Below are 15,854 nucleotides of genomic sequence, written 5' to 3'. Positions count from 1 at the left end.
CTCCTTCAGCCTTGCTCTGTCCCCGGCAAGCCTAGGTGGGGACCGGCGTTCGCACCTCCGGGAACCGCATTCGGGGTCAGGACGGCCAGCAGGTCCGCGGCGCTGTCCGACAGCAGTCGCGCGTGGTCGGCGTGCTCGTCGGCCATCCAGCGCTGACCGGCGTGCCGGAAGATCGCCATGCCCGCATCGGTGGCCAGCCGCGCGGCCCGGGGATCGTGACCGCGCCGCGCCAGGGCGGCGACCAGCGCCTCCGACAACGAGGCGACCTTGATCAGTTCCCGCTCGTGCAGCGGCGGATTCGCGGCGATCACCGCGGACCGTTCCCGCAGGAATTCGCGGGGCCGGATCACCTCGGGGGCGGTGGCGAAGGCGGCCATCAGCATGGCCAGCGGATCCGCTCCCGCCGGCGCGGCCTCGATCGCGGCCACGAAGCGCTCCTGGAGTTCCTCCCCGCCGCCGAAGAGCACCTCGCGCTTGTCCGGGAACCAGCGATAGAAGGACCGCTCGGTGAGATTCGCGCGCTTGGCGATCTGGGCGACCGTCGTGCGGTCGTAGCCCTGTTCGGTGAACAGATCCAGCGCCGCCCGCTCGAGGCGACCGCGCGTATTGCCTTCCCATCGTGCCATGGGTTCAGTGTAGTGACAGCAGATGCTGTCGTCAGCTAGCCTGGTGACGACAGCATCTGCTGTCACTAACCGATGGAGGCAGCATGCGCACCCTTCGCTTTCACGAGTACGGCTCCCCGCTCGAGGTCGTGCGGCTCGACGACGCGGAGATCCCGGAGCCCGGCCCGGGTCGCGTCCGGATCGTCGTCGAGGCGTGCGGGCTGAATCCCGCGGACTGGGCGCTGTGCACCGGCCTGTTCGCCGGTGATCTGCCGCGCGGCATCGGCCTCGAGGTATCCGGCATCGTCGACGCGATCGGCCCCGGCGTCACCGGTGTCGAGATCGGGGACGCGGTGCTGGGTCCGGCCCCCTTCCGGGGACCGACGGCCGGCGCCTCCGACCGCGCCGTGCTGGAGCGCTGGTTCCCGCGGCCGCCCGGCCTCGAACCCGTTGCGGCCGCGGCACTTCCGATGGCGGTCGAAACGGCGCACCACGCCCTGGCCGGTCTCGGCGTCCCCGCGCGTGCGGACGGCAGTACCGTGCTCGTGCACGGCGCGGGCACCACCGTCGGATATGCCGCCGTGCAGATGGTGCTCCGGCGTGGCGCCCGGGTCGTCGCGACCGCGGGCAAGACCTACACCGACGCGTTGCGCGCGATGGGCGCCCTGGTCACCGAGTACGGCGACGGGATGGCCGAACGGGTCCGCGAGCTGGCGGGCGGAGATGTCGACCTCGCCCTCGACACCGCACCGCCCGGTACCGCCCTGCCCGAGGTGGTGCGCACGGTCGCCGAACCCCGGAACGTGTTGACCATCACCGATTTCGCCGCGGCCCGCGAGTTGGGTGTCCGCCTCCAATTCGACGAGAACGCGCCGCAGGACGGCAACCACGTACTGGGCGAGTACGCCCGCCTGGCGGCCGCGGGCGAATTCGAGGTCCCGATCGCCCGGGTGTTCCCGCTGGCGGACTGGCGCGCGGCCGCCGAACTCGGCCTGTCCGGTCATGCCCGCGGCAAGCTGGTTCTGCGACTGGCGTGAGCCGCCGTGGCCGCCCCGGCCGATAGGCTGACGGCACGCCGGATCGTCACCCGCCGCGATCCGCCGAGGGGACGGGATACCGAAAAGTATGACCACGAAACGGGTTTGGCTGATCCGGCACGGTGAGAGCGAGGGGAATATCGGCCTCCCCACGAAGAACGGCACCACCCCGCTCACCGGCATCGGCCACGAACAGGCCCGCCGGGTGGCCGCGGCCTTCGACACCGCGCCGAGCCTGATCGTCGTCTCACCCATGCGACGTGCGCAGCAGACCGCCCAGCCGACCGCCGACCGGTATCCCGGCAGTCCCCGGCAAGAGTGGCCGGTACAGGAATTCCACCATCTGCCCGGCTTCGCGGATCAAGTGGTCACCGCGGACTTCCTCGCCCCGCACCTGCACGCCTACTGGGAACGCGCCGACCCGCAGGAACGGCACCCCGGCAAGGAGTCGTTCACCGACCTCCTCGACCGGGCCGAAGAACTGCTGAAACGCCTTGCCGCCCAACCGAACGGCCTGATCGCGGTCTTCAGCCACGGCACCTTCCTGCGCGCCGTGCTGTACGTCGTGCAGGCCCGTCACGAACGCACCCCGGACGGCATGCGCGCGTTCCACGCCTATCACGAGGCGAATCCGCTGCCGAACGGCGTCATCGTCGAACTCGGCTATCCGGGTCCGAACATCCTGCGCACCGAGGTATCCCACCTGGGGTGAGTGGGAACGTCCGGCGTGGCCGGAAACGCCCGGTGTCAGCGGGTGGCCTGTGTAGCGATGCCGAGATCACGAAAACTGGCTACCGGGGCCCGATCACGCTCCGCCTGCCCAGATCGCCTGTGCCGACCGCGGTTTCCGGATCGTCACCGAACTCCGTTCGCGATCGTCACCGAACTCCCTTCGTGCGGGTATCGTTTCACCGCTGCCGCTGCCGCTGCCGCTGCCGCTGCCGCTGCCGCTGCCGCTGCCGCTGCCGCTGCCGCCGCTCAGCTGCCAGTGCGCCGACCGGCCCACTGCCGCCCGCCGGGTCGAGCCGCACCACCTCGTGACCGGCGGTGACGAAGAGTGTCAGCCGCGCGCAGCGGCAGCGTGCCGATGAGCGAGATGTGCTGAGGCTGCACGTAATTCGGAGGGCCGACGATCTCGAAATCCGCGTCGAATCTGCCGATGTCGGCGGCCAGCGCGATCCAGGACCAGGAACCGGCGATCAGCCGGCAGCGATCGGCGCCCAGGGATTCGACGATGCCGTCGGGGACGAATGGGGACACCGCGGCGGCGGGGAGATGCAGAATCACCTCGCCACGGCAGGGCCAGTCGGGTGTGTCCGAGCCGCGGAACCTGCCGGTGACGAACGCCGCGACGTCCTCGCCCGGCACGTCGCGTGGGGTGAAGCGAGGACCGTTCGGTGTGCGGAGGCCGATCCGATCGGCGCGGAAGATTCGCCAATCGCCGCGGTCCAGATCCCAGCCGATCAGATACCAGCGGCCGCCGCGGGTCACGAGGTGGTGCGGCTCGACCCGGCGTGCGGCGGCGGGCCGATCGGCGCCCGCGAGCTGGTTGGTGTGCGCGGGTCGGTCAATGCCATTGGGCTGGTTGGTCTTCGAGGTCTGGTCGGTATCCATGGGTCGGTCGATGTCCGTGGGCTGGTTGGTGTCTGCGGGTCGAGCGGTGTCTGCGAGTTGGTTGGTGTGCGCGGGTCGGTCAATGTCCTTGGGCCGGTTGGTGTTCGAGGTCTGGTTGGTGTCCGTGGGTCGGTCGATGTCCGCGGGCTGGTCGATGTCCGCGGGCTGGTTGGTGTTTGCGGGCTGGTTGGTGTTTGCGGGTCGAGCGGTGTCTGTGAGCCGGTCGGTGTCCGCGGGCCGGTCGTAGTCGAAGCGCAGAACCTCGCGGGCGTGCACGGCGGCGGCGACCGCCACGAGCACCTCCGGATCGGACGGCGGCGCCGCCGGATCGCCGACGACGGTGATCCGCATCGTGTCCACCCGGTGCCGCAGGCGCGCGGGCATCACCCGACGGATCGTGTGCAGCGCGCGCACCGCGCCTTCCTCGATCCCGGCGCCGGCAGTGCCCGCGATGCGCAGGGCGACGGTGACCGCGACGGCCTGATCGTCGTCGAACAGCAGCGGCGGCAGGTCGGCGCCCGCGCCGAGCCGATACCCCCCGTCCGGACCCTTGACGGCGGCGATCGGGTAGCCGAGCTCCCGGAGCCGGTCGATGTCCCGGCGGACGGTGCGCGGACTGACCGCCAGACGCTCGGCCAGCAGCATCCCGGGCCAGTCCCGGCGGGCCTGCAGCAGCGACAGCAGCGCCAGTAGTCGGGCGGAGGTCTTCGGCATATTTCCGATTCTGCCCGAGGTAGCGGACACATCCTGGCCGCTACCTCCGCGATCGTGGCCGTATCAGACTGCAGTCGAACTCAGGAGTGCACATGTCCGTCACGACCACCACCCATCTGAACTTCCGCGGTGAGGCCCGCGCGGCCCTGGAGTTCTACCGATCCGTCTTCGGCGGCGAACTCGCCGTCGTCACCTACGCCGACGCCGGGAACGTCGCAGCGGAATCCGAAGCCGGACAGGTGATGTGGGGCCAGGTGCAGGCCGGCGGGTTCCGGGTCATGGCGTACGACGTGCCCGGGTGGATGGGTCACGAACGAGGCGAGAATTCGTTCTTCGTCTCCGTGCGCGGTGAGACCGTCGAGGAGGTCGCGGGCATCTGGGACGGGCTGGCGGACGCGGCGACGATCGTCGTTCCGCTCGGCCCCGCGGCGTGGGCCGCGACGTACGGAATGCTGCGGGACCGGTTCGGCATCGTCTGGGTCGTCGACGTCCTGAGCCGCGGCTGATCGGAACTTCCGGCCGCCGTGCGAAAACCGTTCACGGCGGCCGGGATTCGCGGTCTCACCGCAATTGCGCGAAAGTGCCTGCGGCGGTGAAGGCGTCGGCGATCGGTGCGATGAGCGCCACGAGACGGCGGGCACCCGTGGCGCCGATCGGCGCCCAGAGATCGGCACAGTGCTCATCGGTCTCGACCTCGATCCGTTCGCGGGCCGCGATCCCCGCGTCGGTCGGGGTGCCGTCCGGGTGCAGCCAGCCGCGTGCCGCCAATTCCGCTGTGGCTGCGGCCCATTCCGCGTCGTTCCAATCGCGGGTCGCGCGCAGGACGGCGGCCGGGAGCCGGCCGGTCGCGGCATGCAGGACGTTGCACGCGCACGGCCCGAGGCGATTGTCCGCGAGCACGACGAGGTGCGCGTCGCCGCGCCATTCGCGCAACACCGTGATCTGCTGCCACAGCGCGACCAGCGGATCCGCGGGCAGGGTGACCGCCGCGTTCGCGGCGGCCAGCGGTTTACCCGCGTAGTCGGCGGCCGCGACGACCGGGTCGATCAGTGCCCGTGCCGCGGCGATGTGCTCGGCCGTGAGCGACACACCGACGCGGCGCATCGCGCGACCCACGGCGGTGAAGCGGGCCGCCTGCCATTGTGTGGGGGTGGCCGCATCCCACGCTCCGGCCACGGTCCGCACGACCCGCGGGCTGAAGTTGTAGAAGGTCGCGAGGACGACCTGCCACGGGACGGCACCCAGCGGGGCCGCGCGGAAGCCGAAATACCGTGGGGCGCGGTCGGTTACGCCGAACCCCGCGGCTTCCTCCGCGATCTCGGGAATCAGATATACGAACAGGTGGGCCGCGGTGACGGCGAGGGCGGCCTCGCGCACCGCGTCGAGATCCAGCTCCGGACGGGTGGTGTCGGGTAGGGCGATATGCGGCATCGTGCTCGGGTCTCCTGAGGAAGCGTCGATGTGATCGATGATAGGCAAGATAATCGATTATCTAGAGGTCTGTCTATGATGACCACATGGCACAGGCAGTCGGCTCGCGGGCGCCGTCGGAGAAGCAGATGCTGTCGGAGCAGATCTACGCCCGGTTACGGGAGGCGATCATGCGCGGCGACCACGCCCCCGGTACGGCCCTCAAACCGCAGGACCTGTCCCGCGAATTCGGGGTCAGCCTGGCGGTCGTGCGGGAGGCGCTGGTCCGGCTCGTCGGCGACGGCCTGGCCGATCGGCTGCACAACCGGGGATTCGCGGTGCCGGACTTCTCCGATTCGCGCTGGCAGCAGATCGCCGAGGCCCGCCGCACGATCGAGCCCGTCGTGCTGCGGATGTCGGTCGAACGCGGCGACCTCGACTGGGAGGGCCGGGTGCGGGCCGCCCATCACCGGCTCGCCCGCACCCCGCCGTATGCCGGGGAGGGCCGGTACTACAGCGAGGAATGGTCCGAGGCGCATCGGATCTTCCATCGGACGCTGCTGGACGGCTGCGGCAATCCGGTGCTGATGGAGACCTTCGACCGGATGTGGACGGCCGCCGAATTGGCCCGGCGCTGGTCGAGTTACCGCAATCCGGACCGGGACGCGATCGGCGAGCACCGCCGGCTGGAGGAGACGGCGCTGGCCCGGGACGCGGATGCCGCCGTCGAGGCGCTGACCCGCCACCTCACACTGACCGCGGCCGGACTCGCGGATCGGTAACGCCGCGAGGCGGATTCGGGACCGCGGGCCGTAGGCGGCCCTCAGGAACGGCGGATGTCGCGACCGGCCTGGATCGTGATGTTGCGGTCGCCGGTCACGGTCGCGGTCTGGGTGACCGTCGTGGTCGCGTTCGCGCGGGCCAGCAGCGGGGTCAGTTCCTCGGTCAGCAGCCGCCGGAGTTCCACGGCCAGTTCGGGATTCGAGGCGATCAGGCGACGCAGCCGGACGCGCCACTCGCCGGTCAGCGCCTCGCGGGTGGCCTCGTCGCCGGCGGCCTCGACGACCTCGTCGTGCAGGCGATCCAGGTCGGTGCCGACCTGTTCGGCCGACTCGGGATGATGGCGATGCCACCAGCCGGTCACGACATCCTTGGCGCCGGACCACATATCGGTGGCCATCAATTTCACCAGCGCCGTACCCGCTTCCACCACAACAGGATCCACGATTGCACCCCCGCGCTCGACGCGTTCCGACCGCGTCATCCTATCCGGCGGAGCGCGACGCGCGGAGCGGTGTCCCGGTCGATGGTGTGGCGGGACGTGTGCGGCGTTTGCTACCCGTTTTCCACGATGTCGACAATTCACCGGCGGGATCGTTACGAGGGCGTGTCCGACAATCGGTGTGTGAGCGGTCACGGAAATCTGCTGCGGCGGGTGTGCGGCGTTTCGGTGTGGTCGGCCGGGGTAGACGGGGAAAAGGGACAGTGCGAGTCCCTCCCATTCGAGCAGGAATTGGAAGGAGCACTATGAGCGCCATCGACAAGGCGAAGAACAAGGTCGAGGAATTGGCCGGTAAGGCCAAGGAGAAGTCCGGTCAGGTGACCGGCGATCGGCGCCAGGAGAACGAAGGCAAAGCCGATCAGGCGAAGTCGAATCTGAAGGACGCGGGCGAGAAGGTCAAGGATGCGTTCCGCGACTGATTCACCGTGCCGGAACGCCGGGGTGCCCGTTGGTACCCCGGCGTTCGGCTTCTCCGCACTTTGCCGGTGAGCAGGCCCGATCATGACCGTGTTCGTCGGTGCCCGGGGTGGCAGTACGCCGATCGGCGCGGCATATTCTACGCGCCGGATGTCGCACAGCGGCCGTGGCCGGAATTCTGTGCACGATCGTTTTCCACCGTCGGCCGCAACGCGAGTTCGACGCCGTCCGCCAACCGATTTCCGGAGATTTGCGGGCCGCCGTCGAACCGCGGCACGGCAGCTGGTGGACCCAGGAGGTACGGGCCGTCCGGGCGGCGTCAGTCGGTTCCGGCCGCTGATTGCGGTTCGCAGCGGCGAGCCAGTTCGGCGGTGCGTGTGCGGTATTCGGCCGCGCTGATCCGGCCGCTCAGCCGCGCGGCGAGCAAGATGTTCGCCGCCCGGAGCGCGGGCCAGATCTGCGCGGGATCGGCCCATTCCAGGGTGGGCTGATCCGCGACGGCGGGAGTGGCGGCGATCGGCGGTGGCGGGTCGGTGACGGCCGGCGCGGGTGAACGTGACCGTTTCGGCTTCACCCGCGAGCCGGTGCTGTTGCCGGAGAGGAGCCAGCAGGTCGTCGTCAGTATCGCCGTGCAAGCGATCGACACGAAGATGTCCAGAACCATCGGCGTCTCCTTCCGCGCGCTGTAGACGGCATACCCGTGGACGCCGATTCCATCCCAGCCGTGGCGGGAGACCGCCGGGGCGATATGAGCGATATCCGTGATTCGGGTAGTCCGCTACCCGTGTGCCGACCGGGCCCGACCGTTTCGATCGAAGGTGCAATCATCGAGCACGGTGGCGCAGTCGTCGCCGATCCCGCGGAGGACACGATGGCTGGTTACGCGGCCTGCAGTTTCGCCATGGCCGACACCGGCGGCGGCGAGCACCACGCCGAAACCGATTCCGCTGCCGCACAATTCGATTCGACCCGGCGCGGTCGGGGGCCCGGCGGACGGTGCCCGCTGGCCCGGTCCGGCCGCCGGACATCGGATGGGGCGGACCATGTTCCGCCGCCGGACCGGCGGCGCGCGGAACGCCCCTCGGAACCGAGTCTCGAACCACTGGCCGAACCCGCCCTCGGCATCGGGGTGGTGATGCTGCTCGTCGTACTCGTCTGCGCGCCGCGGATACCGGCCTGGGCCGACGACTACGGCATCGTCCTGGTGTACCTGGCGCTGTTCATCCACCTGGCGCTGGCCGTCGGCGCGCTGCGCTGGGGGCTGCGGATCCGGCGCGAGCACCGGATCGTGCCGAAGGCCCCGCGCTCCGGCGCGGCGGCCCCGGAGAGCGACGCCGAGCCGGAACGCCGTGATTCGAGTATCGAATGACCCATACCGGGCGGCGGCCGCCGGATTATGATGCGGTGATGGGGATCACGAGGCGCGGTCGCGCGAATATCCGGATGCGGACGGCGCTGGTGTGCGGCGCGCTCGCCCTCGCGTCGTGCGCCGTCTCGGCCGAACCCGCGAAGACCGGCGCGAATCCCGTTGCCGCGAACCCGGTCACGCTGCCGGACCTGCTGTCCGCGCCGGTGCCGGGCCTGTGCCGCCACGATCCGGGGACGCTGGTCGACGGGAAGCTGCCGGTATCGGACCCCGGCACGGGATTCGTGACCGTCGCCACGAAGACCTGGGGCGGTACGGATTACGAGGTCGCGTTCGGCGACGTCACGGGCGACGGCGTCGACGACGGGGTGCTGGTGACCGATTGCAGCGCGGGCGGTGTCGCCTGGCCCGCGACCGTACAGGTCTACACGGCGGGCCCGAAACGACTGGGCGGCGTGGATCTCGGCGACGTGACCCACGGCCGCGAGGTGGTCACCGGTCTCGAGATCTCCGGTGGCGCCGTGCGGATCCACTGGCTGACCAACGGCCCGACCGAGCCCGCCTGCTGCCCGACGGTGAAGATGGCCGCCGAGCTGACCTGGAACGGCGATTCGACGGTGCTGTCCAACGTGCGGCACGAGGACTGAACACCGCTCACTGGATCGGGTTGTGCCAGATCAGTTCCGCCAGCTGGTCCCGGTCGGTCGCGTCCAATTTGGTGCAGGCCCGGTAGATGTGGCCCTCCACCGTGCGGATGGAGACGCCGAGGCGTTCGGCGATATCGCGATTGGAGCGGCCGCGGGCGACGTGCGCGCTGATCTCCCGCTCCCGCGCGGTCAGCGGCAGCGGGCGTGAGGTGGCCATCAGCGCCGGGGTCGCGGCGCCGTCGCAGCGGGAGGCCAGCCGCAGGGCCCGCGCGGACGCCTGGGCGCTGTGGCGGCGCTGCCCGGCCCGGTCGTGCAGCGGAATCGCCTGCGCGGCAGCGTCGGCCGCCGACAACAGCAGCCCGACCTGTTCGAATTCGACACTGACGGCATCCAGGGCCTCGGTATCGGATTCGGCGATCGCGGCGGCGTGCCGCGCGTACATCGTCACCACCGGCCCCTGCACCCGCCCGGCCAGGGTCGCCAGCCGCGCCGCGTGGGTGCGGTCACCGAAGCGGGTGGCATGGTGCAGCGCCTCGGCCTCGAGCGCGTATTGCCCGGCGCCACCGGCGATCGCGGCGGCCTTGCGGGCGAATTCGACGGCGGCGTGGCGGCCGGCGGTGGCCGCGGCCAGCCAGGCGCGAGCGATCAGCCGCTGCGGTTCGTGCAGGGCCAGATGCGGTCCGGAATGTTCGTCGGCGGCGGCGAGCACCCGCTCGGCCGACGACACGTCACCGAGCGCCGCGTAGGCCCGCACCAGCAACAGCCGCGCGGGCAGCTGCCACGGCAGCGAGGTTTCGGCGTGCAGTGCGGCCAGCGCCTGTTCGAAGGTGGTGACCGCCTCCCGGAACCGGCCGCGATGGGTGGCCACCACCCCGACCGCGATCTTCGCGATGGCCCAACCGAGAAATTGTGCGGTGGAGGAGAATTCGCTGTACTCGGTGGCGCGCTGCTCGGCGCGGTCGAGTTCGCCGACGGTGGTCAGCGCCAGCACGTCGCAGTAGCGCACCATCACCCGGATCATGCCGTCGGTGGGCTGCTTCTCGGTGCGGCTGCGGGCCGCGATCGGCTCGAAGTCGGCGCCGCGACCGGCGACCGGCATCGCCAATCCCGCGGCGAACGCGGCGAAGTCGATCGCCTGCCGGGGCGCGTCGGGTGCGGCGAGCACCTTCTCCGCCGCCGCGATGCCCTCCGCGATCCGGTTCTCGTGCACCGTCATCGCCGCCGCCGCGGCATCGCCGACCAGCCGCAGCGGCGGGTACTCCACCCGAGTGTCCATGAGCCGCATCAGTTCCCGGCCGCGCTCGACATCGCCGAGCGACCAGAACTGCAGGCTCGCCCGCGGCAGCACCCACTGCACCAGCTCCAGCTGGTCCAGGGTGTCCGGGTCGTAGCCGTCGAGGATGGCGTCCGCCGCACCGGGCCGGCCCTGCCACAACAGCGCCCGCGCCAGCAGCTCACCCTCGCGCAGGCCCCCGTCGCGCTCCCACGCCGCGCGGGCCAGTTCCTCGCCCAGCGACAGATTGGACAGGAAGATGGCGTCCTTCGCGGCACTGGTCAGCAGCGCGGTGTCGGCGGTCTGATCGCTGTCGAGATACAAGCGCGCCAACCGGATCCGGTCCGCCGCGGTCTCGGGCTCGCGCAGCGCCGCGACGATGCGGCCGCGTCGCCGCCGCGCCGACGCGGTGCCGATGCGGCCGTGCACCACCTCGCCGAGTAGAGGGTGGCTGAAGCGGGCGACGTCCTGCCGGCCGTCGCGGCTGATCCGGATCAGGCCCGCGATCTCCGCGGCGTCGACGGCCTCCTCACCGACCAGGCCGGTGAGGATGTCGAGATCCAGTGGCTCGCACAGCGCCAGCATCTGCAGCGCGTCGAGCACGGATTCGCCTGCGCGAACCAGTCGTTCGTCGAGCAGCGCCGCGAGCCCGGACGGCACCGCCGTCGGGCCGCGCAGCTGCCAGACACCGTTGACCTCGGTGAGGGTGCGGGCCTCGAGCGCGCCCTCGACCATCGTGCGCAGGAACAGCGGGTTGCCGCCGGAGGATTCCCACATCACGTCGGCGCTGAGCCCCTCCAGGGCACCCTGCAGGACGGACTCGACCAGGCCGACGCACTGCTGTTTCGTCAGCGCCGTCAGCTCGACCCGCTCGAGATAGCCGTCCTTCCACAGCGAGGTGACCGCGTCGGGCACCGGTTCGCCGTTGCGGACCGTCGCCACGATCCGGGCGCTGCGGTCGACGGCCAGCTGGTGCAGCAGGGTCGCCGAGAGCTGGTCCAGCAGATGCGCGTCGTCGACACCGAGCACCGAGTTGGGCTGCGCGAGAATGTTTTCCCGCGCGGAGCCGAGCAGCGCGAGCGGGTCGCGCGATGCCGAGGGGGCGATCCACGGAGCGAACACGCCCAGCGGAATCGCCTGCGACGAATGGGTACACGCCGCCCAGCGCACGGGCCGGCTCAGCGTTCCGGTGACCATGCGCGCCAAGGTGGTCTTGCCGACGCCGGCGGCCCCGACGAGTACCACCCCGCCGGAGTCGCCACCGGTCAAAGCCCTGTGGACCACCTCGAATTCGCTGGGGCGATCGAGCAGCTGCCAGCGCTCATCCATGAGGTGGAAGTGTAGAGCCTGTCTCGCTGTGTCACTGCGGGAGCTGGGAGATGTCGGTCGGTTCGACGCGGGCGGCGTTGTTCACATCGTGGCGATAATTGCTGGATGCCTCGTACACCCGCTTCTTCAACCGGTTGATCGAACCCAGCGGCCGGTGCGCGTCGAGGCCGCGCCACGAATTGAACGACAGCACTTCGTCACCGAAGGCCCGCCGCTCCGGCGTGTACGGATCCTGGCGATCGAAGCGGATGGTCGCCACGGTCCGGTGCGGCGACACCGATTCCGGCCACGGCACGGTCGCGTCCTCGATCGGCATCACCCGCGGATCGGTGCACAACTGCACGCGCAGTTCGTATTCGGCGCTGTGCGTGGCGAAGAAGTCCACCACCAGGTCCTGCAATGCGTTGACACCGGCGGCGTTCATCGGGCGATCCTGCAGCGCAACGACTTCCGGCGACGACGGGGCGTACAGCAGCTTGGCGACGTGGTCGCCCCAGCGCAGCGGCGCCGACGAGTAGAAGGTGTCGCCGAGGATGTGGGTGGTGGGCCGCACGAATACGCCCAGGGTCGGCGGCAGCGGCCGGTGGATGCGGCGCAGCACCTTCTCGTCCAGTGCCGCCAAAGCATTCGACGCGAACTGCATGACCGGATCGGACAACCGCGCCAGCGCCCACGCGGTCGGCATGCCCTGGGTCAGGTAGGCGTGCGCGTCGGCGAACAGGAATTCCCGGTGGGTCACCATGATGAAGTCCTGGGTGGTGGCGTCGTCATCGGGCAGCGCGCGCGGGCCCTGCGCTCCGAGCACCTTGATACCCAGTCCGCGCACCCCGCGCAGCTGATCGCTGCGGATCACCCCGGAGGTGCTCGACAGCCGCGCGATGACGGGATAGCTGCCCGCGGTGGCGAACAGGCCCTGCGCCAACTCCTTCGGCAGCCCGTCCGGCACGACCAGTTCGCCGCGCAGGATGCCGTGACTCTTCGCGTGCGCGTCGCGGACGCCGCGCTTGTAGGTGCGGTAGGCCCGTTCGTTGTTGCGGCGCAACACCGCGATGATCTTGTCGATGATCTCTTCCTCGTCCGGCCGCGGCCGTTCGAGGTCGTCGCGATAGCGCAGGTAGGTGTCGCCGGTGGTGTCGGGTGTGGCCAGATCGGTCATGACAGTCGGATTTCCTTATCGGGCCGGTGCGGTGGTCGTCCACGGGGCGAACGGATTGGCGACCCCGTCGAGAGCGGGTGCGAGCGTGGGGAAGTGGCGCAACAGCACGCTGCGCATCGTGTTGTCGCGGACCCAGGACATCCCGGCCTCGGTGTACACCTCGGGCCGGAAGTCGCTGGTGAAGAACCGATCCGCGGACAACCGGCGGGAGGCCATCAGCACGAAGATCCGGAAGGCGGTGTCGCTGAAGCCGAATCCCGCCGGCTTCGGCTCGGCGTACAGCCCGACCATGAGATCCACGTGCTCGACATCGCCGTAGACGTCCCGCAGTTCGCGTGCCCAGGCCGGATCGGCGGTCAGCTCCTCGAACGAGGTGACCGGCGCCAGGCGCAGCGCGCGGCGGAAATCGTTGTAGCGCGGCACCCCCCGCTCCCGGTTGCGCAGGATGTCCACCGTGGCCAGGTCGGTGAGCGGATGTCCGGGCCGGGTGAGGTTCTGCAAGTGCCGCGGATAGTTGTGCAGCGTCAGCGCTCCGGGATGCGCGCGGCCGAACGAGTAGAGCAGGTCGGCCATCGGGGTCTCGGCCAGCCGCGAACGCACCTGGGCCACTTGCAGATCCGGGAACTCGTGCGCGGTGACCACCTCGTCGTCGGCGAGCCGGCGCACCTGCACCTCGTCCGGCAGCAGGGGATGCATCCGGTACACGGCGACGAATTCCTCGGTGAGCGAGTACGGCACTCCGGCGTCGTCGGTGGGGGAACCCGGTATGCCGCTGAGCACCTCGTTGTCCGAGATCCGGCCGAACCGGCGCTGCACCTGCTCGCCGAGGATCCCGAACCAGTTGCCGCGCATGGCCGCGACGGTGGTGGGGTGCGCGATGATCGCCGGAGTCCAGTCCAGCGTGTGGATCTTGGCGATCAGCGCCGAATTCACCAGGCGCGCCGTGTCGTACAGCTGCTGATCCGACATCTGCGGATACCGCCGCGACAGCCGGTCGCAGATCGCGTTGTGCTCCCGCATGAACAGCGAATGCAACAGCGCCAGGCCCACCCAGAAATTGCCGGCGGGCCCGTTGACGTCCACCAGCGCCTCGACATCCACCGGTGGCAGCCCGAGATGGTCGAGGCGCAGCCGGCCGCCCTCACCCGCACGCAGCGCCTGCGCGAACGCCGGTGTGCTGCCGTAGATCTGGGAGGCGTCCCACCAGTGCGTATCACCGGTGGCGTAGGTCGGGGGCGCAGCGGGATCGAGGTCCGGCGCCTGCGCGGTCCGGAGGATCGTCATGGGCCGCTGCGGCCAGGGATCGTCGTCGGCCAGCGGGACCGTCCACGGCGGGGCGCCGGAGTCGGGGTGGCTGAGCCAGTCGTGCACCTCGAACTGGATCCAGGCCGCCGCCAGCAGGTTGAGGCTGGTGGCGGGCCGGAACTCGTCGCGCGCCAGCAGGGTTCGGCTGATCAGCCGCGGATCCGGATGCAACATCCGGGCCGGATCCTCCGGGCGGGTCTGCTCCGGTGCCACATTGCGCCCGAATCGGCAGCCGATCGAGCCCACCCGCGGGTCGTCGAGCCGGTTGTAGGTGCCGTCCACGGTCCGGGCGCGACCGTGCTCGCTGTCCTCGGTGTCGGCGGGCAGCGGACCGGCCGGATGCGGGCCGGTGTCGAACAGATTCTCCCGGCGCATCCGGCCGCGCAGGCCGACCAGCACGGCCAGCCCGAGCGGTGTCGGCAATCGCGACCAGCCGACGGTGCCGTCCAGCCGGCCCGCCGCCCATTCCAGCAAACGGGTGGCGCGAGAAGGATTGTGGGGGCGCGGCAGCGGTCGCGCCGCGGTGGCCGATGGATCTACCAACGGCTCTGTCCCGACCATTCGAGGACCTCCAGAAGAGACGCGCGAGCGGCGCTCGCCGGGGATGGTACCGGATGCACAGTGTTGCTGCCGGGCTGCGGGTGCGGCACGAGTAGTGCACTACCTCAAAGCGATCCGGCGCGCCCGTCCGCCGCCGGGGCGGACGCGCCGGTGGCCGGGGCCGCGGCGGCGACGCGCCGGACCCGGGTGTGCCCGGCAGGTATCCGGTGCGACCGGCGGTAGCCGGTCGGCTGCGAATCGCGCCCGGCGCCACGGACGGAATACGTTCGGGCGCAATCGGGTAGTGCCGTACGCGTGCCCGGAGGCAGCGTCTCCGGCGACGCTGTCCCCGATGGTGTCGCCGGACCGCGGCCACCGACTCGGGCCGATAGCGGAAAGGGACTCGCGCGTGATCACCCCGATCGAGATCAAGGTCAACGTGGGCGGGAACGTCGCCGACGCGCTGGCCCGGCTGCGCGGGACGGACAGCCCGGCGATCGAGCGCCGAATCTGGTTCGCGGAGGCCAGGGTCGGCGGCAACGGCAAGCCGCTGGGCCTGCTGTCCAGTCGCATCATCATCCGGTTGCGCAGCGGCGACCGCGACGATCTGACCGTGAAACTGCGCCCGTGCCAGCGCACTCAGCTGGCCGGCCTGTGGGCCGCGCCGTTCACCGAGGGCACGCTGGCCTATCGGCTCGTCGGCGACTGGAGCGGCCGGCACCGGATGTTGTCGGCCTCGGTCGTCAGCCGCCGCACACCCGGATCACTGTCGGCCGCAACGACTCCCGGCGCCGATATCGCCGCCGCGCTGGATTCCGCGCAGCGCCGGTTCCTGGTGAGTTGCACACCGCCCGGCGCGGCGATCGATCATCTGGTGGCCCTCGGCCCGATCGAGTCGGTCAAGTGGCCCAAGCTACGCCTCGGCGACATCCAGGTCGAGGCGGAGCGCTGGCGGGTCGACCCGTTCGACCTGCTCGAGGTGTGTGCCCGCATCGACCCGCGCGAGGGCGAATCGCTCGCCTCGGTGGAAACCCGCGCCGCCGCACTGCAATCCCGGCTGGAGACCGCGCTGCGACGCCAGGGCCTGCGAATCGATAACGGGCACACCAAGACCCATCAGGTCATCACCGCCCTCGCGTCCCGCGTCCCGCAGCCCTGA

At 70.6% G+C, this 15,854-nt stretch carries 16 protein-coding genes; 8 read left to right on the top strand and 8 right to left on the bottom strand.

Annotated elements, in window-relative coordinates:
- Window positions 1-5 precede the first annotated feature (5 nt).
- Window positions 6-626 (bottom strand): TetR/AcrR family transcriptional regulator, encoded by a 621-nt coding sequence (locus tag G361_RS44810; protein ID WP_019929757.1) that lies wholly within the window; start codon window positions 624-626, stop codon window positions 6-8.
- Window positions 627-709: 83 nt separating this feature from the next.
- On the opposite strand from G361_RS44810, the gene G361_RS0124500 reads away from it, so the two are divergent.
- Together G361_RS0124500 and G361_RS0124495 are read left to right on the top strand one after the other, a co-directional pair.
- The gene (locus G361_RS0124500; RefSeq protein WP_019929756.1) at window positions 710-1,642 is read left to right on the top strand and encodes an NADP-dependent oxidoreductase; all 933 of its coding nucleotides are present in this window, start codon (window positions 710-712) and stop codon (window positions 1,640-1,642) included.
- 88 nt (window positions 1,643-1,730) lie between these two features.
- Window positions 1,731-2,354, top strand: a complete 624-nt coding sequence (locus G361_RS0124495) for a histidine phosphatase family protein (protein ID WP_019929755.1) — start codon at window positions 1,731-1,733, stop codon at window positions 2,352-2,354.
- A 266-nt stretch (window positions 2,355-2,620) separates the two neighbouring features.
- On the opposite strand, the gene G361_RS51885 is transcribed toward G361_RS0124495, so the two are convergent.
- Window positions 2,621-3,970, bottom strand: coding sequence for a WYL domain-containing protein (locus tag G361_RS51885; RefSeq protein ID WP_081635561.1), 1,350 nt, complete (start codon window positions 3,968-3,970; stop codon window positions 2,621-2,623).
- Window positions 3,971-4,062: 92 nt separating this feature from the next.
- Between G361_RS51885 and G361_RS0124480 the strand changes: the two genes are divergently transcribed.
- A complete protein-coding gene (locus G361_RS0124480; RefSeq protein ID WP_019929753.1) occupies window positions 4,063-4,476 on the top strand; it encodes a VOC family protein in 414 nt (137 codons plus the stop codon).
- Window positions 4,477-4,531: 55 nt separating this feature from the next.
- Here the strand turns inward: G361_RS0124480 and G361_RS0124475 are convergent, their stop codons facing one another.
- Window positions 4,532-5,401 (bottom strand): SCO6745 family protein, encoded by an 870-nt coding sequence (locus G361_RS0124475; RefSeq protein ID WP_019929752.1) that lies wholly within the window; start codon window positions 5,399-5,401, stop codon window positions 4,532-4,534.
- Between the two features lie 86 nt (window positions 5,402-5,487).
- Here G361_RS0124475 and G361_RS0124470 point away from each other — a divergent pair, with 86 nt between their 5' ends.
- Window positions 5,488-6,162 carry a GntR family transcriptional regulator gene (locus G361_RS0124470; RefSeq protein WP_019929751.1) on the top strand — a complete coding sequence of 225 codons (675 nt, stop codon included), beginning with the start codon at window positions 5,488-5,490 and terminating at the stop codon, window positions 6,160-6,162.
- 41 nt (window positions 6,163-6,203) lie between these two features.
- Here the strand turns inward: G361_RS0124470 and G361_RS0124465 are convergent, their stop codons facing one another.
- On the bottom strand, window positions 6,204-6,605 hold the full coding sequence (locus G361_RS0124465) for a hypothetical protein (protein WP_026343439.1): 402 nt from the start codon (window positions 6,603-6,605) through the stop codon (window positions 6,204-6,206).
- 302 nt (window positions 6,606-6,907) lie between these two features.
- On the opposite strand from G361_RS0124465, the gene G361_RS0124460 reads away from it, so the two are divergent.
- Complete coding sequence (locus G361_RS0124460; RefSeq protein ID WP_019929749.1) at window positions 6,908-7,081, top strand: CsbD family protein; 174 nt, start codon at window positions 6,908-6,910, stop codon at window positions 7,079-7,081.
- A gap of 317 nt (window positions 7,082-7,398) precedes the next feature.
- Here G361_RS0124460 and G361_RS0124450 read toward each other — a convergent pair whose 3' ends face one another.
- A complete protein-coding gene (locus tag G361_RS0124450; protein WP_019929747.1) occupies window positions 7,399-7,743 on the bottom strand; it encodes a hypothetical protein in 345 nt (114 codons plus the stop codon).
- Between the two features lie 207 nt (window positions 7,744-7,950).
- On the opposite strand from G361_RS0124450, the gene G361_RS0124445 reads away from it, so the two are divergent.
- Together G361_RS0124445 and G361_RS0124440 are read left to right on the top strand one after the other, a co-directional pair.
- Window positions 7,951-8,448: a hypothetical protein gene (locus G361_RS0124445; protein ID WP_155981766.1), complete on the top strand. Its 498-nt coding sequence runs from the start codon at window positions 7,951-7,953 to the stop codon at window positions 8,446-8,448.
- Window positions 8,449-8,486: 38 nt separating this feature from the next.
- Window positions 8,487-9,092 carry a hypothetical protein gene (locus tag G361_RS0124440; protein WP_155981765.1) on the top strand — a complete coding sequence of 202 codons (606 nt, stop codon included), beginning with the start codon at window positions 8,487-8,489 and terminating at the stop codon, window positions 9,090-9,092.
- Window positions 9,093-9,099: 7 nt separating this feature from the next.
- Here the strand turns inward: G361_RS0124440 and G361_RS0124435 are convergent, their stop codons facing one another.
- Genes G361_RS0124435 through G361_RS0124425 form a run of 3 tightly spaced genes read right to left on the bottom strand, consistent with a single transcriptional unit; the run spans window position 9,100 to window position 14,530 of the window.
- Window positions 9,100-11,694 (bottom strand): LuxR C-terminal-related transcriptional regulator, encoded by a 2,595-nt coding sequence (locus tag G361_RS0124435; RefSeq protein ID WP_019929744.1) that lies wholly within the window; start codon window positions 11,692-11,694, stop codon window positions 9,100-9,102.
- Window positions 11,695-11,725: 31 nt separating this feature from the next.
- A complete protein-coding gene (locus G361_RS0124430) occupies window positions 11,726-12,850 on the bottom strand; it encodes a catalase family protein (RefSeq protein ID WP_019929743.1) in 1,125 nt (374 codons plus the stop codon).
- A 15-nt stretch (window positions 12,851-12,865) separates the two neighbouring features.
- Window positions 12,866-14,530 carry a peroxidase family protein gene (locus G361_RS0124425; RefSeq protein ID WP_231387143.1) on the bottom strand — a complete coding sequence of 555 codons (1,665 nt, stop codon included), beginning with the start codon at window positions 14,528-14,530 and terminating at the stop codon, window positions 12,866-12,868.
- 574 nt (window positions 14,531-15,104) lie between these two features.
- Here G361_RS0124425 and G361_RS44800 point away from each other — a divergent pair.
- On the top strand, window positions 15,105-15,854 hold the full coding sequence (locus tag G361_RS44800; RefSeq protein WP_019929741.1) for a hypothetical protein: 750 nt from the start codon (window positions 15,105-15,107) through the stop codon (window positions 15,852-15,854).

It is taken from the genome of Nocardia sp. BMG111209 (genome assembly GCF_000381925.1).
Lineage (GTDB): Bacteria > Actinomycetota > Actinomycetes > Mycobacteriales > Mycobacteriaceae > Nocardia.
This window is presented reverse-complemented; position numbering and strand designations above follow the sequence as displayed.